Below are 21,644 nucleotides of genomic sequence, written 5' to 3' on the forward strand. Positions count from 1 at the left end.
TAGTGTTGTCGGTGGTCATAGCGGTAGGGGAACGCCCGGTCCCATTCCGAACCCGGTAGCTAAGCCTTCCTGCGCCGATGGTACTGCACTCGTCAGGGTGTGGGAGAGTAGGTCGCCGCCGACATTCAACATTTCAGAAGGGGAGCCCGTCCCGGTCATAGTACCGTGCGGGCTCCCCCTTTTTTTCGTGTATCTGCGGCCGTTCCCGGCGGGGTCGGGTCCGGCGGGTTCGGTGCGGTCGTCGACCGCGGAAGTGACGGTGTTCGTTTGTACCCTGAGCGCGTGACGGACGGGGAACGTCCCGGCGGGGACCGAGCGGGAGACGGCGGTCGGCGGCCCGAGCAGGGCGGACGCACACCGGGGACCGGGGCGGGTCGGCCCCGTGGGGGTGGTGATCGCGGCCGGGATCCTCGGGACGATCGGGGACCGCGGCAGGACGAGACGCGAGCCGAACGGCGAGGCCGGGACGATCGGCCGGACCGCGGGGATCGTGGCCCCCGCGACGGGGCGCGAGGCGGCGGCCGTCCGCGCGACGACCGGTCCGGGGGCTACCGGGGCCGCGCCGAGGGTGGCGGCCCCCGCGGTGACCGTGACGGCGGCCGACGTGACGACCGGGGCGGCTTCCGTCAGGATGACCGGCCCGACGGCGGCCGTGGCGGCGGGTACCGGAACGATGACCGCGGCCGTGGTGACCGCGGTGGAGCTCCGCGGCCCGGTGGCAGGGACCGGGACGACCGTGGAGGAGCGCGGGGGGCCGACCGGGGTAGCAGTGGCTCCGGCGGCTACCGCCGTGACGACCGCTCCGGCGGCGACCGCCGGCGGGACGACCGCGGTGGGGTCGGTGCCGGGGAACGGTCCGGTGGCGGGTGGCGTCGGGACGAGCGCGACGGCGCCCGGGGCGCGGACCGCGAACGCGACGACCGCGGCGGCTCCCGTGGGGGCCCGCGGGGTGACCAGCGGAGCGGCGGGGGCCCGCGGGGCGACCGCGACCGTGGGGGCGCAGGGCGCGACCAGCGTGGCGGGACGCGCGGCGACTACCGCGGCTCGCGGCAGGGCCGTGACGACCGGGGCCGTGACGACCGGCCCGGGGGCGGTGGCCGCGGTGGCGCCGGTGGCTCCGGTGGGCGGTCCGGGTACCGGCGGGACGATCGGGGTCCGGCCGGCCGGCCGTCGTCGGACCGGGACGGTCGCCGGTCGGATGACGACCGTGGCGGCTTCCGCGCCGGGGCCCGCAGGGACGGCCCGAGCGATGGCGGCCGGGGCGGACGTCCCTACCGAGGGGACGACCGTCCGCAGGCGGACCGTCCCGCGCGCGACCGGGGACCCGGCGGCCGCGGCGATCGTCCGGGGCCCCGCGGTGACCGTCGTGAACGGGACGTCGGTGGCGGCGCTGGTGACCGCCCCGGGTACGACAGGGAGACCCGCGGGCCGCGTGACAGCGGGGAGCGCCGCGGGCCGGGAACCCCACGGGACGGTGGCGCCCGTCGCGGGCCCGGCACGGATCGGCGGGACGACCGGCGCGGTCCGGGCAGCACCGCCGGCTACCGTAACGACGACAGGGGCCGTGGCGACCGGGGTGGTGCTCCGCGGACCGGCGGCCGGGATCGCGACGACCGGCGTCCGGCCGCTCGTGACGACCGCCGGCCGGCCGGCCGTGACCAGGCCGGCGACCGGCGGATGCCCGGGCGCGTGCCCGAGTCGGCCGAGCGCAGCTTCGTCGCGGAGCCCGCACTTCCGGACTCGATCGACGCCGCCGAGCTGGACCCGAGCGTCCGGCGGGATCTGCGCGGGCTCCAGAAGGAGACCGCGGAGGTCGTCGCACGCCACCTGGTGGCCGCGGGCGTGCTCGTCGACGAGGATCCCGCGCTGGCGCTGCAGCACGTTCGCTATGCCCGCAAGCGGGCCTCGCGGATCGCGGTGGTCCGTGAGGCGGCGGGCATCGTCGCCTACCACGCGGGGGAGTGGAACGAGGCGCTCGGCGAGTTCCGCGCCGCCCGGCGGATGGGCGGTGGACCCGGTCACGTGCCGGTGATGGCCGACATCGAGCGTGCCCTCGGCCGTCCCGAGCGGGCGCTCGACCTCGCCCGCAGTCCCGAGGCCAAGGACCTCGGCCAGGAGGAGCGGGTCGAGCTGCTGATCGTCGCTGCTGGCGCCCGCCGGGACCTCGGCGAGCTCGACGCCGCCGTGGTCGGGCTGCAGAGCGCCGAGCTCGATGCGAAGCGGCGTGACCCGTGGAGCGCGCGGCTCTTCTACGCCTACGCCGACAACCTGCTCGCGGCCGGTCGGGAGTCCGAGGCGGTGCAGTGGTTCGTGCACGCCCACGACGCCGACACCGACAGGCAGACCGACGCGGCGGACCGGATCGCCGAACTGACCGGGGAGGAACTGCCCGGGGCGGTGGACGAGGGTGTCAGCATCGGGTACGAGGACGTCCCGGTGGACGAGCGCCACGATGCCGAGGCCGGTGCCGAGTTCGACCGGGCGGGCGAGGACCGCGCCCGCAGTGCGGACGAGGCGCCCGCGACCGGCGACACGTCGCTCAGCGAGGAGACGCCGGCCACGGACCGGACCTCGGACGACGCTGCCGTGGAGCCGGGGGACCGGTGACCGACGACCTCCTGTCCCGGTTCGACGTCCTGCTCGCCGACCTCGACGGCACGCTCTACCGGGGACCCGACCCGATCCCCGGTGCCGCCGAGGCGATTCGCGCGGCGGGCGAGCGCGGGGTGTCGACGGTGTATGTCACCAACAACGCCTCCCGCAGTCCCGCCGACGTCGCGACCCAGCTCGCCGGGCTCGGCTTCCCGGCCGGCGACGGCGACGTCCGCACCAGCTCGCAGGCCGGCGCGACGATGCTCGCCGAGCAGCTGCCGTCCGGCGCGGCGGTGCTGGTGGTCGGCACCGCGGCCCTCGCCGACGAGGTCCGGGTCCGTGGGCTGACCGTCGTCGACGCCGCCGCGGAGGCGGCCGCCGTCGTCCAGGGGCACTCGCCGGACACCGGCTGGCGGGAGCTGGCCGAGGCCGTCGTCGCGATCCGCGGCGGGGCGTTGTGGGTGGCCACGAACGTCGACCGAACCCTGCCCACCGAGCGCGGGCCGCTGCCCGGCAACGGTGCGATGGTGCAGGTGGTGCGGACGGCCTCCGGGGCCGAGCCGCAGGTCGCCGGGAAGCCGGCGGCCCGGCTGCTGCGCGAGGCGCAGGGCGACCACGTCCGGCCGCTGGTCGTCGGGGATCGCCTCGACACCGACATCGAAGGCGCCAACGCGCTCGGCGCGCCGTCGCTGCTGGTCCTGACCGGGGTCAGCGACGCCGCGGAACTGCTGACCGCACCGCCGGAGCTGCGCCCCGACTACATCGGCGCCGACCTGGCCGCGCTCACCCGCCGTCCGGACGAGCTGTCCCCCGGACCGCGTCCCGGCTGGACGGTCCAGCGGGACGCCGCAGGCCTGCTGCTCACCGGCACCGGCGACGGCTCCGCCGACCCCGTGCACGACGCCCTGCGGGCACTGTGCGCGGCAGCCTGGGACGGCCGCCCGCCGGGCGGCGTGCGGGCAGACGGTGACGCGGCGGCGTCCGTCCTGCGTGAGCTGGGGTTCACCGGCGGCTGAACAGGTACGACGCCGCCCGCACGGCCGGCCCCGGCGGGCCGCCGGTCCCGCTCGCTCGGGCGGGCCCCGGCCGCCGCCTCCGACGACCGTCGGAGGGTTCGGCTACCGTGACCGCGAGTCCCTCGTCCACGGAGATCGAATGACCGTCCCCCCGCCCGGCGCACCCCCGCCCGGCGATCCTCGGCCGCCCGAGCAGCAGCCGGTCTCGGCGCTGCGCGCGGACGTCGAGCAGGCCGTCGCCGCGCTGGCCGACCTGTCCGACCGGCCGATCACCGAGCATCCGGCCACGTTCGAGCGGGTGCACGCCGCGCTGGGCCGCGCGCTGAGCGCCGGCTCGGAGCGGACCTGAGGTGGCCGTCACCCGCGCCCGGCTGGACGCCGAGCTGGTCCGCCGCAAGCTCGCCCGCTCGCGGGGCCAGGCGGCCGAGCTGATCGCCGCCGGCCGCGTCACGGTGAACGGGATGCCGGCCGCGAAGCCGGCCACCTTCGTCGAGCGGGACACCCCGGTCGTCGTCGCGGACGACGACGGGCCGGACTGGGCCTCGCGCGGGGCCAAGAAGCTGCTCGGCGCGCTGGAGGCGTTCCCGGGCGTCGACCCGGCCGGGTGGCGCTGCCTGGACGCGGGGGCCTCCACCGGTGGGTTCACCGACGTGCTCCTGCACCGCGGAGCGCACGAGGTGGTGGCCGTCGACGTCGGGTACGGCCAGCTGATCTGGCGGCTGCAGAGCGACGAGCGGGTCCGGGTGCACGACCGCACCAACGTCCGCACCCTGACCCCGGACGACATCGGCGGCCCGGCCGAGCTCACCGTCGCCGACCTGTCGTTCATCTCGCTGCGGACCGTGCTGCCCGCGCTCGCCGCGTGCACCGCGCCGGGCGGGGACCTGCTACCGATGGTGAAGCCGCAGTTCGAGGTCGGGAGGTCCCGGCTCGGTGCCGGTGGGGTCGTCCGGGATCCGGACCTGCGGACCGCGGCGCTGCGCGAGGTCGTGGACGTCGCCGCGCGGCTGGGACTGGCCGTGCGCGGTGCCGCCGCCAGCCCGCTGCCCGGGCCGTCCGGGAACGTCGAGTACTTCCTGCACCTGCAGCACACCGGTGCCGGAGCAGGCACCGACGTCGAGCGGATGCTCGCCACCGCCGTCGCGGAGGGACCGGCATGAGGGAGATCCTGCTGGTCCTGCACACCGGCCGGCCGGACAACCGGCGGACGGCACTGCACGTCATCACCGAACTCGGCCGGCTCGGGGTGCGCACCCGGGTGCTCGCGGACGAGTGGGCGGTGCTCGGCGAGGAACCGGCCCTGCCGGACGATCTCGCCCCGCTCCCGGTGCCGGTCGGCCCGGACTGCGCCGGTGGCGCCGAGGCGGTGCTGGTGCTCGGCGGCGACGGCACCCTGCTGCGCGCCGCCGACCTCGCCCGCCCGGCCGGTGTGCCGCTGCTCGGGGTCAACCTCGGGCACGTCGGGTTCCTGGCCGAGGCCGAGGAGGACACGCTCGACGAGGCGTTGCGGGCGCTGGCCGCTGGTGACTACTCGGTCGAGGAACGCACCACCCTCGAGGTCGTGGTCCGGTCGAACGGGCATGCCCTCGGCCGGGCCTGGGCGCTGAACGAGGCGGTCGTCGAGAAGACCACCCGGGGCCGGATCCTCGAGGTGGTCCTGGAGGTGGACGGACGCCCGGTGTCGTCGTTCGGCTGCGACGGCGTCCTGTGCTCGACGCCGACCGGGTCGACCGCCTACGCCTTCTCCGCCGGGGGCCCGCTGATCTGGCCGCAGGTGCACGCCCTGCTGGTGGTGCCGAGCAACGCGCACGCGCTGTTCGCCCGCCCGATGGTGATCGCCCCGGACAGCGTGGTGGCCATCGAGGTGTCTGCCGGCGGCCAGTCGGCGGTGCTCGACTGCGACGGCCGACGCACCGTCTCCGTCCCGTCCGGCGCGCGGGTCGAGCTGTCCCGGGCCGCGGAGCCGGTGCGGATGGTCCGCCTCGCGGCACAGCCGTTCGCCGACCGGCTGGTCCGCAAGTTCGACCTCCCGGTACGCGGCTGGCGCGGAGCCCAGCAACTGCGCCGTGACCAGATCCGCGGCACCGGTGACGCCCGGGCCCGCGAGGACACCGGGGTCCCGCCGCCGCCGTCCGGCTCCGCGGGGGCTCCCCCGGCCGCGGCACCGACCGTCGACGGCAACGGTGCCGCACCGACCCGCCGCACCGGCGGAACCGGGACGCCCGAGGGCGCCGACGATCCGGCGCGCCCCGGCCGCCCGGGCGGGTAGCGACACCTCGCCCGCGGCGGGCGGTGACCGTTCGCCGCACCGGACCGACCGTACGAACACATGTTCGGGATTCGTGCGTGTCGACGGTGCCCGCCGTCGGTGCCGGGCCGTATGGTCCGCCGCATGTTGGCCGAGATGCGGATCCAGGGACTCGGCGTGATCGACGATGCCACCCTGGAGCTGGACCCGGGCCTGACCGTGCTGACCGGTGAGACGGGTGCCGGCAAGACGATGGTCGTGACCGGTCTGAACCTGCTCGGTGGCGGTCGGGCGGAGTCCTCGCGGGTGTCGGCGGGGGCGAAGCGGGCCGTCGTCGAGGGCCGGTTCGCGGCCTCGTCCGCGGCGCTGGGACTGGCCGAGGAGCTCGACGCCGAGCCGGACGACGACGGCTCCCTGATCGCCGCGCGGACCGTGTCCGCGGACGGTCGGTCCCGGGCGCACCTGGGCGGCCGGTCGGTCCCGGTCGGCGTGCTGGGGCGGCTCGCCGAGGCCCAGCTCGCCGTTCACGGCCAGAACGACCAGCTGCGCCTGCTGCGCGGTGCGGACCAGCGGGCCCTGCTCGACCGGTTCGCCGGTGCCGCGGTGGCGACCCCGCTGGCCGCCTACACCGAGATCCGGACGGCCTGGCTGGAGGTCGTCGGCGAGCTGGCGGAGCGCCGGGACAACGCGCGCCGGCTGGCCCAGGAGTCCGACATGCTGCGGCACGGTCTCGCCGAGATCGAGTCCGTCGATCCGCAGCCGGGGGAGGACCGGGAGCTCGTGGAGCAGGCCCGCCGGATGGCCGAGGCCGACGACCTGCGCTCGGCAGCCGAGGGCGCCCGGCTCGCGCTGTCCGGCTCCGAGGACGGGGAGTCGGCGGGAGCGCTCGGGCTCGCCGGGCAGGCCCGCTCGCTGACCGAGGGCAGCGGCGACCCCGAGCTGGAGGAGCTGGGCCCGCGGCTGGCGGAGGCGGCCTCGGTACTGGCCGATGCCGCCGCTGAGCTGTCCGGCTACCTGGACCGGCTCGACGCCGACCCGGAGCGGCTCGGGCAGGTGCTCGCCCGGCAGGCCGAGCTGAAGTCGCTGACCCGCAAGTACGCCGCGGACACCGATGGCGTCCTGGACTGGGCGCAGCGGGCCCGCGAGCGGCTCGAGGGCCTGGACACCTCGGAGGACGCGCTGGCCGGGCTCGCCGCCCGCCGGGACGAGCTGGCGACCGAGCTGGCCGGGCACGCGGCCGCGCTCACCGCGGCGCGCACCGAGGCCGCGGGCCGGCTCGCCGAGGCCACCACCGCCGAGCTCGCCGGGCTGGCGATGCGCGACGCCCGGTTGCAGGTCGGCGTCGCACCGCGACCGGCCGGGGACGGCGGGCCGGCGCTGGTCGTCGATGGGCGGGAGTGCCACGCCGGATCCGGCGGCGTCGACGAGGTGGAGATCCGGCTCGTCCCGCACGCCGGCGCCGCCGCCCAGCCGCTGCACAAGGGCGCCTCCGGCGGCGAGCTGTCCCGGGTGATGCTGGCCCTCGAGGTGGCCCTGGCCGGGTCCGACCCGGTCCCGACGATGGTCTTCGACGAGGTCGACGCCGGGGTCGGCGGCAGGGCCGCGGTCGAGATCGGACGCCGGCTGGCCCGGCTCGCGGCCTCGCACCAGGTCGTCGTCGTGACCCACCTGCCGCAGGTCGCGGCCTACGCCGACCGGCACCTGGTGGTGCAGAAGGCGTCGGACACGGGGATCACCCGTTCCAGCGTGCGCCGGCTGGGCGCCGACGAGCGCACCGGTGAGCTGGCGCGGATGCTCGCCGGGATGGACGACACCGACACCGGCCGGGCGCACGCCGAGGAGCTGCTCGCCGCGGCCACCGCGCACCGTGAGGCAGACCGTGCCATCGGCGGCTCCGCCACCGAAGCCGGCACCGACACGGGGGCCGGCGCCGACACGGAGGGCGGTGCTGACACGGGGGCCGGCTCCCACACCGAGGCCGCCCACACCGAGGCCGCCCACACCGAGGCCGCTGCCGGCACCGACACCGGCGCCTCGTCGTCCGGACCGGCGGACCTGGCGGAGGCCCGCTCCCGCCGTGCGGGCACCGGCCGACCCGCGGCGCAGCGCGGGCGGCGGTCGCCACGGACCAGGGCGGGCTGAGCGACCCGGCCGGACTCCGGGACCGCGTGGACGGGCGGATGCACCCGGTCGGTGAACGTCCGGTCACGGTGCGGCGTGCCTGCGTCGCCGCACGCGCCCCGGGTGTCACAGTGCCCGGCATGAAGCTGTCCGGCCTGCTGCACCGCTCGCGACCCGAGCTGCCCGGACTGACCGGGACCGCCCGCACCGACCGCCGCACCGAGGCACTGCTGCGCCGCCTGCGGCCCGGCGACATCGCGGTGCTCGACGCGGTCGACCTGGACCGGGCCACCGCGGACGCCCTGGTCGCCGCGCGCGTCGCGGCCGTGGTCAACGCCTCGCCGTCGATCTCCGGCCGGTTCCCGAACCTCGGCCCGCAGGTGCTGGTCGAGGCCGGCATCCCGCTGGTCGACGACTGCGGCACCGAGATCCTGCGGGCCGTCAAGGACGGCGCCCGGGTGCGGCTGTCCGACGGTGTGCTCTACACCGGCGAGCAGCCGTTGGGCGAGGGCCGGGAGCAGACCGAGGACTCGGTCGCCGACGCGCTGGCCGAGGCCAAGTCCGGGCTCACCCACCAGCTCGAGGCGTTCGCCGCGAACACCATCGAGTTCATGCGCCGCGAGCGCTCGCTGCTGCTCGACGGGTACGGCGTCCCCGACCTCGACATCACCCTCGACGGACGTCAGGTGCTCGTGGTCGCGGCCGGCTTCGAGCACGCGCCCGTGCTCAAGCGGCTCAAGACCTACCTCAAGGAGTACCGGCCGGTGATGATCGGCGTCGGGGCGGGCGCGGACGCCCTGCTGAGCGCCGGGTACAAGCCGGACCTGATCGTCGCCGACCCCTCCGAGGTGTCGAACCAGGCGCTGACCGGCGGCGCGGACGTCGTCGTCCCGGCGTTCCCGGACGGGCACGCGCCGGGCCTGCACCGGGTCCAGGACCTCGGGGCGAGCGCGGTGACGTTCCCGTCGATGGCGAACCCGGAGGACCTGGCGTTGCTGCTGGCCCACCACCACGGCGCCTCGATGATCGTCACGGTGGGGCTGTCCGCGTCGATGGCCGAGTTCCTCGACCGGGGCCGCTCCGGGGGCAACGCGTCGACCTTCCTCACCCGGCTGCAGGCCGGCGGCACGGTCGTGGACGGGGCGATGATCGCCCAGCTCTACCGGGCCCGGTCGTCGCTGTTCCCGCTGCTGCTGCTGGTCGCGGCGGCGATCGTGGCGGTGGTCGTGGCGGTGCTGGTCTCCGGGGCCGGGGACGCCGTGCTCGCCTGGTGCCAGGGCCTGATCGAGGGCGTCCGGGGCCTGTTCGCGTGATCTCGCGCAGCCGCAACCGGATCACGCTGGTCGCGGTGTTCGTGCTGGCCCTCGCGGCCGGCATGGTCATCGCCACCCTCGGGCTGCCAGACCGGATCGCCACCGCGGTCACCGCGGACCGGGACGGGGAGGCCGCGCAGGTCCGGCAGCTGACCGCGGAACGCGACGCCCTGGCCGCCCAGCAGCGTGCCGCCGACGACTTCGCCGCCCGGGTCGCTCCGGGCGTGGTCCGCGACAGCCTCACCGACGTCCCGGTCACGCTGGTGTCGGTCGGCGGCGACCAGGCCGACACCGCCGCGGTCGCCGAGCTCGTCACGGCGGCCGGCGGGACCGTGAGCGGCCGGATGCGGCTCACCGAGGCCGTCGCCGATCCGGCCCGGGCGGAGCAGCTGCGCGAGCTCGCCGCCCGGCTGCTGCCGGCCGGGGCCCAGCTGCCCGCGTCGTCCGATGCCGGGACGCTGGCCGGTGGTCTGCTCGGTGCCGCGCTGCTGGACCCGGGGACCGGGCCGGCGCCCGACCCCGGGCAGGCCGAGGCGGTGGTCGCCGGGCTCGCCGCGGCCGGCTTCGCCGAGCAGCCGGCGACGCCGCCCACCCCGGGGCGGCTGGCCGTCGTCGTCACCGGGGGCGCCGCGCAGGGCGTCGACGCGACCGAGTCGGCGACGACGACCGCGCGGCTGGCGGCCGAGCTGGACCGGCGCGCCGGTGGTGCGGTGCTCGCCGGACGGACCGGATCGGCCGGCCCGCAGGGTGCGATCGGCGTGGCCCGCGGCGACGACGCCGTCATCCGCGACCTGTCCACCGTGGACGGTGTGCAGAGCGGGGCCGGCCGGGTCGCGACGGTGCTCGCGCTCGGCGAGCAGAACGCGGGCCGGGCCGGCCAGTACGGCTCCGGTGACGGGGCGTCCGGCCCGGTCCCGGCGGCCGTCGCGGGCCCGGGTACGGCGCCGGCGAACCCGCCGGTAGGCTGAGGCTCCGTGCAGACACGCGCCACCCGTCATCTGTTCGTCACCGGCGGGGTCGCTTCCTCGCTGGGTAAGGGTCTGACCGCGTCGAGCCTGGGCCAGCTGCTCACGGCGCGCGGGCTCCGGGTCACGATGCAGAAGCTCGATCCCTACCTCAACGTGGACCCCGGGACGATGAACCCGTTCCAGCACGGCGAGGTGTTCGTCACCGAGGACGGTGCGGAGACCGACCTCGACATCGGCCATTACGAGCGGTTCCTGGACCGCGACCTGCAGGGCCGGGCGAACGTCACCACCGGCCAGGTCTACTCCGAGGTGATCGCCAAGGAGCGCCGCGGCGAGTACCTGGGCGACACCGTCCAGGTGATCCCGCACATCACGAACGAGATCAAGGACCGGGTCCTGGCGATGGCCGAGCCGGACGCGGAGGGGATCGCGCCGGACGTCGTCATCACCGAGGTCGGCGGCACCATCGGCGACATCGAGTCGCTGCCGTTCGTCGAGGCCGCCCGGCAGGTCCGGCACGAGGTCGGCCGGGACAACTGCTTCTTCCTGCACGTCTCGCTGGTGCCCTACCTGGCGCCGTCCGGGGAGCTGAAGACCAAGCCGACCCAGCACTCGGTCGCGGCGCTGCGCAACATCGGTATCCAGCCGGACGCGCTGGTGCTGCGCGCGGACCGGGAGATCCCGGACACGATGAAGCGCAAGATCTCGCTGATGTGCGACATCGAGGTCGACGGTGTCGCCGCCTGCCCGGACGCGCCGTCGATCTACGACATCCCGAAGGTGCTGCACGGCGAGGGGCTCGACGCCTACGTCGTCCGCCGGCTGGGCCTGCCGTTCCGGGACGTCGACTGGACCGTCTGGGGCGACCTGCTCGACCGGGTGCACCACCCGCACGAGACGGCGACGATCGCGCTCGTCGGCAAGTACGTCGACCTGCCCGACGCCTACCTGTCGGTGACCGAGGCGCTGCGCGCGGGCGGCTTCGCCCACCACGCGAAGGTGGCACTGCGGTGGGTGCCGTCGGACTCGTGCGAGACCCCGGCGGGCGCGGCCGATGCGCTCGACGGCGTGGATGCGGTACTGGTGCCGGGCGGGTTCGGGATCCGCGGCATCGAGGGGAAGCTCGGCGCGGTCCGGCACGCCCGGACCCGCGGCATCCCGACCCTCGGGCTCTGCCTGGGCCTGCAGTGCATGGTGATCGAGGTGGCCCGCGACCTCGCCGGCCTCGATGGGGCCAGCTCCAGCGAGTTCGACCCGGACACCGAGCACCCGGTGATCTCGACGATGGCCGAGCAGCGCGACGTCGTCGCCGGGGAGCGGGACATGGGCGGCACGATGCGGCTCGGCGCCTACCCGGCGATGCTGGCGCCCGGGTCGGTCGCGGCCCGCGCGTACGGCGGCAAGGAGGTCTCCGAGCGGCACCGGCACCGGTTCGAGGTGAACAACGCCTACCGGCAGCAGCTCGCCGACGCCGGGCTGGTGTTCGGCACCTCGCCGGACGGGACGCTCGTGGAGTTCGTCGAGCTGCCGGCGGCGCAGCACCCGTTCTTCGTCGGCACCCAGGCGCACCCGGAGCTCAAGAGCCGCCCGACCCGCCCGCACCCGCTGTTCGCGGCCTTCGTGAAGGCGGCACTGCGCTACCGGGCCGAGGACCGGCTGCCGGTGGAGCTGCCGGGACGCAACGGCAGCAGTGCCGACGCCGGCGAGGACGGCACCGACGCCGCCGCCGAGACCGAGGGGTCGAGCGCGAACGGTGTCGCGCCGGTGGAGAGCAGCTCCGGCTCCTGACCCCCCCGGTCCGGGACGGACGCGGTCGTCGGGCCCCAGGGGTCCCGGGCGACTACTGTGCGACAGGTGATCGTCATGCACAGCGACGCGACCCCGGCGGTGCTCCGGTGACCCGGCCGGGCGAGCACGACTTCCCGGTCCGCTCGGCCACCGACCTCTACTCCGGGCGGGTCATGGCCCTGCGCTCGGACCGGGTGGTGATGCCCGGCGGCCGGGTGACGACGCGGGAGATCCTGGAGCACCCGGGCGCGGTCGCGGTCGTCGCCGTCGACGAGCAGCGGCGGGTGCGGATGCTGCACCAGTACCGGCACGCGGTGCGGCGCAGGCTGTGGGAGCTCCCCGCCGGGTTGCTGGACGTCGCGGGGGAGGACCCGGCGGTGACGGCGGACCGCGAGCTCACCGAGGAGGCCGGGCTGACCGCGGCCGACTGGGCGGTGCTGCTCGACGTCGTGCCCTCGCCCGGATTCTCCGACGAGTCGGTGCGCATCTTCCTGGCCCGGGACCTGGCCGAGCGGCCGCGCCCGGTGCTGGGGGACGACGAGGAGGCCGACCTCGAGCTGCGCTGGATCGCGCTGGACGACGCCGTCCGGATGGTGTTCACCGGCGACATCGTCAACGCGGTGTCCTGCGCCGGGCTGCTCGCCGCCCGGGCGGTGTTCGCAGGCGAGGCCGAGCCGCGTCCGATCGGGACCCCGTGGGAGGACCGCCCGGAGCGTTTCGCGCGCCGCCGGGACGGCGACGACTGAGGACGACCGGCTCCATGGTCGACGGCGCACCATTGCTGTCCGGGCATCGTCCGACAACGCTGGGGTGCCGTTGAGCATGACGAAGCGCACCCTGACTGATCCATACCCGCAGCCGGTCGTGCCGGACCGGCGGGTCAGGGCCGCAGTGGCCGGCCCTGCGGGTCGACCGGGCTCCCAGCGAGGATCACGATGCCGTCGATGAACGACCAGACCCCGCCCAGGCCGAAGGTCAGGAACGTGACCAGCAGCTGCGCGATCGCCATGCCGGTGTGCCCGGAGTAGAACCGGCCGATCCCGAACGGCAGGAACACCTGCAGCAGTCCGGCGACGACCTTCTGCTTGTCGGAGTACGGCAGGCCCGTGTGCAGCTCCCGGCCGAACGGCGCGGACGGGTCGTACCTGCCGTACGGGCCGGGCACCGGCGGCCCGCCGTACTGCTGCGGGTGGCCGGCACCGTACGGACCCGAGTCGTACGGACCCGAGCCGTACGGGCTCGCGCCGGGTGCGCCCGGGTACGGGACACCGCCGGGCGCTCCCGGGTACGGGGCACCGGCGGTGCCACCGGGATACGGCGGCGGGTATGCCCACGGGTACGGGTTCCCGTGCGCGTACGGGTCGCCGGCCGGGTACTGCCCGGGCACCGGCGGTTCCTGGGCGGACCCGTGGGGGTGGGGCGGTGACCACGCCGCCGGGCCCGCCGTCGTGGGCGACCCGTCGGGCAGCGGCCCGGCGGCGGGGTGGCCGGAGGCGTCCGGGTCGGCCGGGTACTGCCGCGTCGGGTCCGGGGAACGGAACCGGCCGGTCGCCTCGGCGTCGGACGGCCCGGCGGCACCGTCATCGGGTCCTGCGGCCGGCGGCTCCGCGGCCGCGCGGGCCGTCGCGGCGTCCGGCGCCGACGTCTCGTCGCCCGCACCACCCCGGGTGGGTCCGGTATCGGCGGCAGTGGCTCCGGACGTGGCGATCGCCGGGTGCGGCCCGGGCAGGTCGGTGAACAGCGCGGCGAGCTCGCCCGGCGTCGTGGCTGCGCGGGCCCGGCGCACCCGGTCGTCGAACGCGTCGACCTCCAACCTGCCGTCGGTGTAGTGCCGGGACAGCGCCCGCACCACCTCCTCCTGCTGCGCGTACCCGACCTCCGGACTCCCGCCCCCGCTCATGACTCCGACGGTAGCCGTCCGCACCGACAACTGCGGACGACTCCCGCGTGCCGGCCGGTACCGACACCGCATCGACACCCGGCCGGGGCCGTCCCGCCAGGCCGTCGTCGTCGGTGCCCGGGACTAGGGTGCGCCGCATGCGCTTCGGACTCTTCGTTCCCCAGGGCTGGCGGCTCGACCTGGTCGGGATCGATCCCGGCGCCCAGTGGGACGTCATGCGGGGGATCGCCGAGCAGGCCGACCGTGGGGACGCCTGGGAGTCCGTGTGGGTCTACGACCACTTCCACACCGTCCCGGCACCCACCGACGAGGCCTGCCACGAGGCGTGGAGCCTGATGGCCGCGCTCGGTGCCACCACGGAGCGGGTGCGCCTGGGCCAGATGTGCACCTGCATGGCCTACCGCAACCCCGCCTACCTGGCGAAGGTCGCCGCGACCTGCGACGTCATCTCCAAGGGCCGGATCGAGATGGGCATCGGCGGCGGCTGGTACGAGCACGAGTGGCGTGCCTACGGCTACGGCTTCCCGCGGCCCGGTGAGCGCCTCGGCATGCTCGACGAGGGCGTGCAGATCTTCGCGCAGGCGTGGCAGGAGGGCCGGGCCTCGCTGGACGGGAAGCACTACCAGGTCGACGGCGCGATCGTCGCGCCGAAGCCGCTGCAGGACGGCGGGATCCCGCTCTGGATCGCCGGTGGCGGGGAAAGGGTCACCCTGAAGATCGCGGCGAGGTACGCGCAGTACACCAACTTCGACGGCACGCTCGAGGGCTTCACGCACAAGTCCGAGGTGCTGGCCGGGCACTGCCGCGACGTCGGCACGGACTACGACGCGATCGTCCGCTCCGCCAACTACAACGTCGCCATCGGCCGATCCGAGGCGGAGGTGGAGGACCGCCTGCAGCAGCTCGTCGCCCGTCTCGAACCGGTCGTCGGCCGGGAGAAGGCGGAGGGTGCGCTCGGCGCGTTCCGCGGGATGCCGGCCTGCGGAACACCCGAGCAGATCGTGGAGAAGCTCGCCGCGCTGCAGGACCGGGGCCTGAGCTACGGGATCTTCTACTTCCCCGAGCTCGCCTACGACCGGTCCGGCATCGAGCTGTTCGAGCGCGAGGTCGTCCCGGCACTGCGCGGCTGAGCGGACGCCGGTGTCGTCCCCCGAGCGCGTGGTCGAGGACTACCTCGGCCACCTCGCCGTCGAACGCGGGCGGGCGCAGAACACGCTGCGTTCGTACCGGCTCGACCTGGACCGCTACACCGCCCACCTGGCCGGCGCCGGGATCGGCGACCTGGCCGCCGTCCGCGAGACGGACGTGTCCGGGTTCGTGACGGCGTTGCGGACGGGGGAGCGGCCGCTGGCCGCGTCCTCCACGGCGCGGGCGCTCGCCGCGGTGCGCGGCCTGCACCGGTTCGCCGTGCGGGAGGGGCTGGTGCCCACCGACGTCGCGGCACCGGTCGCGCCACCCGCACTGCCGTCCCGGCTGCCGGCTGCGCTCTCGGTCGACCAGGTCGAGCAGCTCATCGCCGGCTGCGTGGCGGACGGCCCGACCGGGCTGCGAGACCGGGCCCTGCTGGAGCTGCTCTACTCCACCGGAGCCCGGATCTCCGAGATCACCGACGCCGACGCCGACGACCTCGACCAGGATGCGCGGACGATCCTGCTGCGCGGCAAGGGGAACAAGCACCGCATCGTGCCGGTCGGGCGGCCCGCGCTGGCCGCGATGGACGCCTATCGGGTGCGGGCCCGGCCGACGCTCGCGGCCCGCGGTACCGGCAGTCCCGCCCTGCTGCTCAACGCGCGTGGCCGGCGGCTGTCCCGGCAGAGCGCCTGGCACGTGCTCCGCTCGGCCGCCGAATCGTCCGGACTGGAGCCCGCGGTGGTCGCCGCGATCTCGCCGCACACCCTGCGGCACTGCTTCGCCACGCACCTGCTCTCCGGCGGCGCGGACGTCCGGGTGGTGCAGGAGCTGCTCGGGCACGCCTCGGTCGCGACCACCCAGGTCTACACCCACGTCACCGTGGACACGCTGCGCGAGGTCTACGCCACCGCGCACCCGCGCGCCCTCGGGTGATCGACGATCGGGCGGCGAACCCGGTCGTCGGTGGCCGGATCGACCGCCCGATGGTCGATCACCCGCGGCGGAGGGCGTACCGGATCTCCGCGACGACGCGGCCCGGTGCGCCGTCGAGGTCGTGCCACGTGACGCGGAGCAGCGACCAGCCCGACAGGACCAGGTCATTGCCCTTGCGCCGGTCGCGGCGGAACCGCTCCTGATCGGTGTGCCACGCCCAGCCGTCGAGCTCGACCGCCACTCGCCGGTCCGGGAACGCCAGGTCCAGGGTGTACGGGCCGACCTCATGGTTCAGCACCCAGCCGGTGATCCCCGCGGCGCGCAGCAGGCGCACGAGCCGGCGTTCCGACTCGGCCGCGGAGCGGTCGGCGGCGGCCCGCAGCAGTCGTCCGGCGCGGGCGGAGCCGGTCGAGGAGAGCATCCGGCAGTAGGCGGCGTGGACCGACGCGAACCCGACGTAACGCTGCAGCGCGCGATCGAGGAAGGCGGCGCCGTCGTCCAGGGCCGCGGCCGTTTCCAGGGCCGTGAGCGGACGGGCGGTCAGGCGGAGCCCGTGGCGCTCGCTGCGGTCCTCCGGCGCGACCTCCCGGCGTCGCACCCGGGTCCCCGCCCGTCCGGCGAGCCCGGACGACCGGGGCACCGTGATGCCGATCTCGGTCGGCGGGGTGTCGAGGAATCCGTGCCAGTACGCTGCGGCGGGCCCGCTGACCAGGGCGGACGGTCCCGCCCACAGCCAGGCGGCCCGGACCCGGGCCGCGGAGCCGAAGCGGTGCCCGGCGGCCAGGTGCACCCGGGGATGCGGGGACCGCCAGCGCCCCGACGCGATCCGGCGGCGGACCGTGCGGGCCGAGATCCCGCACGCCCGTGCCTGGGCGGTCGTGACGACGCCGTCCTGGTCCCGCAGCACCGACGCCAGATCCACACGGGGAGCGTGGGCCGCCCCGGGGGCCCGTCACACCGGATCCGCGGGCCGCGTCGCGACCGCGAACCGGTGATCGACGATCGGGCGGCCGAAGCGGTCACCGACGGCCGGAACCACCGCCCGATCGTCGATCACTACGTTGGGATCGATGCGGTACGGGATGTGGTTGGCCGGGGCGGTGGCGGGACTGGTGCTCGCCGGGTGCGGGACCGCGAGCAGCGGCCCCGAGCAGCGGGAGTCGGGGACCGAGCCCGTCGGTGGGGCGGTGAGCCGGGTCGAGGTGGACTCCGACGCCGGCGACGTCCGGCTGGTCGCGGGCGGGCAGCCCTCGGTGGCCCGGGAGCTGCGCTGGACCGGGGACGCGAAGCCGGTCGTCGAGCAGCGGGTCGAGGGCGACGTGCTCCGGGTGACCGCGCGCTGCCCGGACTCCACGACCGAGCGGTGCCAGGCCGGGCTGACGATCACGGTCCCGGAGGCGTCGTCGTCCCGGGTCGATCTGGGCGCGGGCGGCATCGAGGTCACCGGGCTGAGCGGGGACCAGGACGTCCGGACGGCCGCGGGCGACGTGCGCGGCTCCGGGATCGGGCCGGGGGCGGTGACCGCGAGTTCCAGCGGCGGCGACGTCGACCTGACGGTCGCGCAGCCGGCCCGGGACGTGACGGCCGAGTCGACGGCCGGCGACGTCGACGTCCGGGTCCCGGCCGGGCCGGTCTACACGGTCGGGGCCGAGACGACGGCGGGTGAGACCCGGGTCGACGTCCCGGACGCCCCCGGCGCCGAGCACCGGGTCACCGCACGCAGCACGGCCGGTGACGTCGTGGTCACGCACGGGTCGTGACCGCGACACGCCGGGATCGAGCCGGGCACGGTCCCGGTGGGCGCCGCCGGTAGGGTGAGCCGAAACGGATCGCGACACGCCCGGCGAGGCGCGTTGCCGCACGTGGGGCCGGTTCCTACAGTGCGGTCGGGGTCGACCGGCAGGTCGGGACCCGGACCGGTACGGCACCCACGACGAGACCGGAGACCGCATGGACCCGAGGCGGCCGGAGCCCGACGGCCCGCACGACGGCACGGCCGAGGAGGCCACGGCGGCGCCGGGGAGAGGACGACATCGGTTGAGCGCTCCCGAGCCCGCCCCGCTGACCAGCCACGGTCCGGCCCGCGTGATCGCCGTGGCGAACCAGAAGGGCGGCGTCGGCAAGACCACCTCCACGATCAACCTGGGGGCTGCGCTCGCCGAGTACGGCCGCAAGGTGCTCCTGGTGGACTTCGACCCGCAGGGTGCGCTCTCGGTAGGGCTGGGTGTGCAGCCGCACCAGCTGGAGTCCACGATCTACAACCTGCTGATGGACCGGGACGTCGACCCGCACGACGTCCTGCACGACACCGGCGTCGAGAACATGGACATGCTGCCGTCCAACATCGACCTGTCCGCGGCCGAGGTGCAGCTGGTCACCGAGGTCGGCCGGGAGCAGGCGCTGGGCCGGGCGCTGAAGCGCTTCCTGTCCGACTACGACATCGTCCTCATCGACTGCCAGCCGTCGCTGGGACTGCTCACCATCAACGCGCTGACCTGCGCGGACGCCGTGCTGATCCCGTTGGCCTGCGAGTTCTTCTCGCTGCGCGGGGTGGCGCTGCTGATGGACACGATCGACAAGGTCCAGGACCGGCTCAACCCGGACCTGAAGCTGCTCGGCGTGCTCGCGACCATGTTCGACACCCGGACGCTGCACACCAAGGAGGTGCACGACCGGGTCGTCGAGGCGTTCGGCGAGAAGGTGTTCGAGGCCGTCATCAACCGGACGATCAAGTTCCCGGAGACGACGGTGGCCGGTGAGCCGATCACCGCGTGGGCGCCGACCTCGCACGCGGCGGAGGCGTACCGGATGCTGGCCCGCGAGGTCATCGCGCGGTGACGCTCCTCGCCGGCGATCCCGCCGGGGCGGTCCCTCCGGAGAACACGGCTCCTGCGGAGCACCTCGACGACGGTGACGTCGCCGCACCCCGGAGCCGGCGGTTCACCGTCCGGCTCTACAACTTCGAGGGTCCGTTCGACCTGCTGCTGCAGCTGATCGGCAAGCACGAGCTCGACGTCACCGAGATGGCGCTGCACAAGGTCACCGACGACTTCATCGCGCACCTCACCGATCTCGGTGACGACGCCGACCTGGACGAGACGACCGAGTTCCTGGTCGTCGCGGCGACGCTGCTCGACCTGAAGGCGGCCCGGCTCGTGCCCGGCGCCGAGGTCGACGACGAGGGGGACCTCGCGCTGCTCGAGGCGCGGGACCTGCTGTTCGCCCGGCTCCTGCAGTACCGCGCCTACAAGGAGGCGGCGCAGCTGTTCGTCGAGCTGGAGAACGGCGCGATGCGCCGGTTCCCGCGCTCGGTGTCGGTCGAGGACCGGTACGCCTCGCTGCTGCCGGAGGTGCTGCTCGGGGTCGACGCGCAGGCGTTCGCCGAACTCGCCGCGACGGTGTTCCGGCCGCGCCCGCCGGAGGAGGTGGGGGTCGACCACCTGCACGCGATGCACGTGTCGGTTCCCGAGCACGCCGAGCTGCTGCGGGAGCGACTCGCCGAGATGCGGGAGGCGAGCTTCGCGACGCTCACCGCGGACTGCGTCGCGACGATCGAGGTCGTCGCCCGGTTCATGGCGTTGCTGGAGCTCTACCGGGAGCGGTCGGTGGCGCTGGAGCAGCCGGAGCCGTTCGGGGACCTGACCGTGACCTGGACCGCGGACCGCACCGACGACCCGGTCGCCTACGCCGCGGCCCTGGAGGACGAGGCCGCCGCGGCCGAGGAGGCCGTCCGTGCCCGGCGTGCGCGGCGCCGGAAGAAGCGCACCGACTCCGACGAGCCGGGGGAGTCGGAGCACTCCGGGGGCGACGAGGAGCCGGCCGCGGGCGGTCCGGACAATGACGACGTGGAGAGCGAGGGGACCGGGGCCACCGGTGACTGAGCCCGTCGAACGCCCTGGCTCGGACGACCCGGAGGACCCGTCAGAGCTGCAGCGGTTGATCGGCCGCACCGTGCCGCGCAGCCCGCACGCCGGCGCCCGCCGCTCCGTCGGTGACTCGGCAAGCCCCGGCTCCGCCGACGACCCCGCCGACGATCCGGCCGTGCAACCCGCCGGCGAGCGCTCGGCCGCGGGATCTCGCGCCGATGAGGCCCGGCCCGACGGCGCCTCGGTCGAGGGTGCTCCCGCGGACGACGCCGCTGACGAGGCCTCGGCTGACGGCGCTCCGGCTGACGGCGCTCCGGCTCACGATGTTCCGGCCGAGGAGACCTCGGCCGACGAGGCGTCCTCCGACGCGTCGCCGATCGATGGGGTCGCGGCGGGGACGCCACCCACCCGCGACGGCGAGGAGCCGATCGACCCCGTCGACGAGCTGGCCGACGACACCGACCTGGAGCACGCGCTGGAGGCGTTGCTGCTGGTCGTCGACTCCCCGGTCGACGAGGCGTCGCTGGCCGCCACGCTGGACCAGCCGGCGTCCCGGATCCGGGCCACGCTCCACCGGATGTCGGTGGCCTACACCGCCGACGCTCGCGGCATCGACCTGCGCCGGGCGGGCGGCGGCTGGCGGTTCTACACCCGCGACCGCTACGCCCCCTACGTCGAGAAGATGCTGCTCGACGGCCAGCGCGCCCGGCTCACCCGGGCGGCGCTGGAGACACTCGCCGTCGTCGCGTACCGGCAGCCGGTGACCCGGGCGCGGGTGTCCGCGGTGCGCGGCGTGAACTGCGACGGCGTGCTGCGCACCCTGCTCACCCGCGGGTTGGTGGAGGAGGCCGGAGCCGAGGAACAGACAGGGGGGACACTGTTCCGGACGACCGAGCTGTTCCTGGAACGGCTCGGGCTCTCGTCGGTGGCGGAGCTGCCCCCGCTGGCGCCCCTGCTGCCCGACATCGACGCGATCGACGACCTGGACGGAAGCTAGAGAACGAATGACTACCGCACACGACCCGGACGGCGTCCGGCTGCAGAAGGTGCTGGCCCGCGCGGGTGTCGCGTCCCGGCGCGCGGCCGAGGAGCTGATCGCGCAGGGCCGGGTCCAGGTGGACGGCGAGACGGTTCGCGAGATGGGCCGCCGGATCGACCCGGACACCGCCGTGCTGCACGTCGACGGCGCCCGCGTCGCCCTGCGCGACGACCAGGTGTACCTGGCGCTGAACAAGCCGCGCGGCCTGCTGTCCACGATGTCCGACGACCTCGGCCGTCCGTGCGTCGGCGACCTGCTCGCCGACCGGGTCGAGCTGATGAACTCCGCGCAGCGGCTGTTCCACGTCGGACGCCTGGACGCCGACACCGAGGGCCTGCTGCTGCTCACCAACGACGGCGAGCTCGGGCACCGGCTGATGCACCCGTCCTACGAGGTGCCCAAGACCTACCTCGCCGAGATCGAGGGGAAGATCGCCCGCGATCTCGGCAAGCGGCTGCGCGACGGCGTCGAGCTGGAGGACGGCACGGTCCGGGTGGACGCGTTCAAGCTGGTCGACGCGATGCCCGGCCGGGCCACCGTGCAGCTGGAGCTGCACGAGGGACGCAAGCACGTGGTGCGCCGACTGCTCACCGCGGTGGGGCACCCGGTGCAGCGGCTGGTCCGGACCGCCGTCGGCGAGGTGCGGCTGGGCAACCAGAAGCCGGGCAAGCTGCGCCCGCTGGACCGGGTCGAGGTCGGGAACCTCTACAAGGCGGTGGGGCTGTAACC

General features: G+C 75.4%; 18 protein-coding genes, 1 rRNA gene and 1 pseudogene. 18 read left to right on the forward strand and 2 right to left on the reverse strand.

Annotation, left to right across the window (positions count from 1 at the left end; all coding sequences use genetic code 11):
- Positions 1 to 7: 7 nt before the first annotated feature.
- The 11 genes from rrf to ACLFMI_RS24495 all read left to right on the forward strand — a co-directional run bounded on the left by rrf (position 8) and on the right by ACLFMI_RS24495 (position 12,792).
- Positions 8 to 124 (forward strand): 5S ribosomal RNA (gene rrf / locus ACLFMI_RS24445).
- 1,565 nt (positions 125 to 1,689) lie between these two features.
- Positions 1,690 to 2,607, forward strand: coding sequence for a tetratricopeptide repeat protein (locus ACLFMI_RS24450; protein ID WP_410950299.1), 918 nt, complete (start codon positions 1,690 to 1,692; stop codon positions 2,605 to 2,607).
- Entirely contained in the window at positions 2,604 to 3,608 is a 1,005-nt protein-coding gene (locus ACLFMI_RS24455; RefSeq protein ID WP_410950300.1) for an HAD-IIA family hydrolase, read from the forward strand. The genes ACLFMI_RS24450 and ACLFMI_RS24455 overlap by 4 nt, the downstream gene beginning before the upstream one ends.
- 139 nt (positions 3,609 to 3,747) lie before the next feature.
- Positions 3,748 to 3,957: a hypothetical protein gene (locus ACLFMI_RS24460; protein WP_410950301.1), complete on the forward strand. Its 210-nt coding sequence runs from the start codon at positions 3,748 to 3,750 to the stop codon at positions 3,955 to 3,957.
- Position 3,958: 1 nt separating this feature from the next.
- Positions 3,959 to 4,768 (forward strand): TlyA family RNA methyltransferase, encoded by an 810-nt coding sequence (locus ACLFMI_RS24465; protein WP_410950302.1) that lies wholly within the window; start codon positions 3,959 to 3,961, stop codon positions 4,766 to 4,768.
- Positions 4,765 to 5,877 (forward strand): NAD kinase, encoded by a 1,113-nt coding sequence (locus tag ACLFMI_RS24470; protein WP_410950303.1) that lies wholly within the window; start codon positions 4,765 to 4,767, stop codon positions 5,875 to 5,877. Before ACLFMI_RS24465 ends, ACLFMI_RS24470 begins: the two co-directional genes overlap by 4 nt.
- Positions 5,878 to 6,000: 123 nt before the next feature.
- On the forward strand, positions 6,001 to 7,998 hold the full coding sequence (recN, locus tag ACLFMI_RS24475; RefSeq protein WP_410950304.1) for a DNA repair protein RecN: 1,998 nt from the start codon (positions 6,001 to 6,003) through the stop codon (positions 7,996 to 7,998).
- Positions 7,999 to 8,117: 119 nt separating this feature from the next.
- Complete coding sequence (gene steA / locus ACLFMI_RS24480; protein ID WP_410950305.1) at positions 8,118 to 9,290, forward strand: putative cytokinetic ring protein SteA; 1,173 nt, start codon at positions 8,118 to 8,120, stop codon at positions 9,288 to 9,290.
- On the forward strand, positions 9,287 to 10,258 hold the full coding sequence (locus ACLFMI_RS24485; protein WP_410950306.1) for a copper transporter: 972 nt from the start codon (positions 9,287 to 9,289) through the stop codon (positions 10,256 to 10,258). Before steA ends, ACLFMI_RS24485 begins: the two co-directional genes overlap by 4 nt.
- A gap of 6 nt (positions 10,259 to 10,264) precedes the next feature.
- Entirely contained in the window at positions 10,265 to 12,046 is a 1,782-nt protein-coding gene (locus ACLFMI_RS24490) for a CTP synthase (protein ID WP_410950307.1), read from the forward strand.
- Between the two features lie 107 nt (positions 12,047 to 12,153).
- Positions 12,154 to 12,792 carry an NUDIX domain-containing protein gene (locus ACLFMI_RS24495; protein WP_410950308.1) on the forward strand — a complete coding sequence of 213 codons (639 nt, stop codon included), beginning with the start codon at positions 12,154 to 12,156 and terminating at the stop codon, positions 12,790 to 12,792.
- Positions 12,793 to 12,926: 134 nt separating this feature from the next.
- On the opposite strand, the gene ACLFMI_RS24500 is transcribed toward ACLFMI_RS24495, so the two are convergent.
- Positions 12,927 to 13,946 carry a DUF1707 domain-containing protein gene (locus ACLFMI_RS24500; protein WP_410950309.1) on the reverse strand — a complete coding sequence of 340 codons (1,020 nt, stop codon included), beginning with the start codon at positions 13,944 to 13,946 and terminating at the stop codon, positions 12,927 to 12,929.
- A gap of 137 nt (positions 13,947 to 14,083) precedes the next feature.
- Between ACLFMI_RS24500 and ACLFMI_RS24505 the strand changes: the two genes are divergently transcribed.
- Both ACLFMI_RS24505 and ACLFMI_RS24510 read left to right on the forward strand, forming a co-directional pair.
- Complete coding sequence (locus ACLFMI_RS24505) at positions 14,084 to 15,076, forward strand: LLM class F420-dependent oxidoreductase (RefSeq protein WP_410950310.1); 993 nt, start codon at positions 14,084 to 14,086, stop codon at positions 15,074 to 15,076.
- A gap of 10 nt (positions 15,077 to 15,086) precedes the next feature.
- On the forward strand, positions 15,087 to 16,010 hold the full coding sequence (locus ACLFMI_RS24510; protein WP_410950311.1) for a site-specific tyrosine recombinase XerD: 924 nt from the start codon (positions 15,087 to 15,089) through the stop codon (positions 16,008 to 16,010).
- 58 nt (positions 16,011 to 16,068) lie between these two features.
- Here the strand turns inward: ACLFMI_RS24510 and ACLFMI_RS24515 are convergent, their stop codons facing one another.
- Entirely contained in the window at positions 16,069 to 16,932 is an 864-nt protein-coding gene (locus ACLFMI_RS24515) for a type IV toxin-antitoxin system AbiEi family antitoxin domain-containing protein (protein ID WP_410950312.1), read from the reverse strand.
- A gap of 148 nt (positions 16,933 to 17,080) precedes the next feature.
- Here ACLFMI_RS24515 and ACLFMI_RS24520 point away from each other — a divergent pair, with 148 nt between their 5' ends.
- From ACLFMI_RS24520 to ACLFMI_RS24540, 5 genes and pseudogenes are all read left to right on the forward strand, one after another.
- Positions 17,081 to 17,770 carry a DUF4097 family beta strand repeat-containing protein gene (locus ACLFMI_RS24520; protein WP_410950313.1) on the forward strand — a complete coding sequence of 230 codons (690 nt, stop codon included), beginning with the start codon at positions 17,081 to 17,083 and terminating at the stop codon, positions 17,768 to 17,770.
- A gap of 190 nt (positions 17,771 to 17,960) precedes the next feature.
- The gene (locus ACLFMI_RS24525) at positions 17,961 to 18,848 is read left to right on the forward strand and encodes a ParA family protein (RefSeq protein ID WP_410950314.1); all 888 of its coding nucleotides are present in this window, start codon (positions 17,961 to 17,963) and stop codon (positions 18,846 to 18,848) included.
- A pseudogene (locus tag ACLFMI_RS24530) lies at positions 18,845 to 19,732 on the forward strand (segregation and condensation protein A); the annotation flags it as partial. The gene ACLFMI_RS24525 and the pseudogene ACLFMI_RS24530, both read left to right, overlap by 4 nt.
- Before the next feature lie 151 nt (positions 19,733 to 19,883).
- Entirely contained in the window at positions 19,884 to 20,873 is a 990-nt protein-coding gene (gene scpB, locus ACLFMI_RS24535; RefSeq protein ID WP_410950315.1) for an SMC-Scp complex subunit ScpB, read from the forward strand.
- Between the two features lie 7 nt (positions 20,874 to 20,880).
- Positions 20,881 to 21,642: a pseudouridine synthase gene (locus ACLFMI_RS24540; protein ID WP_410950316.1), complete on the forward strand. Its 762-nt coding sequence runs from the start codon at positions 20,881 to 20,883 to the stop codon at positions 21,640 to 21,642.
- The last annotated feature ends 2 nt before the right edge of the window (positions 21,643 to 21,644 follow it).

It is taken from the genome of Pseudonocardia nantongensis, assembly GCF_046546495.1.
Lineage (GTDB): Bacteria > Actinomycetota > Actinomycetes > Mycobacteriales > Pseudonocardiaceae > Pseudonocardia > Pseudonocardia nantongensis.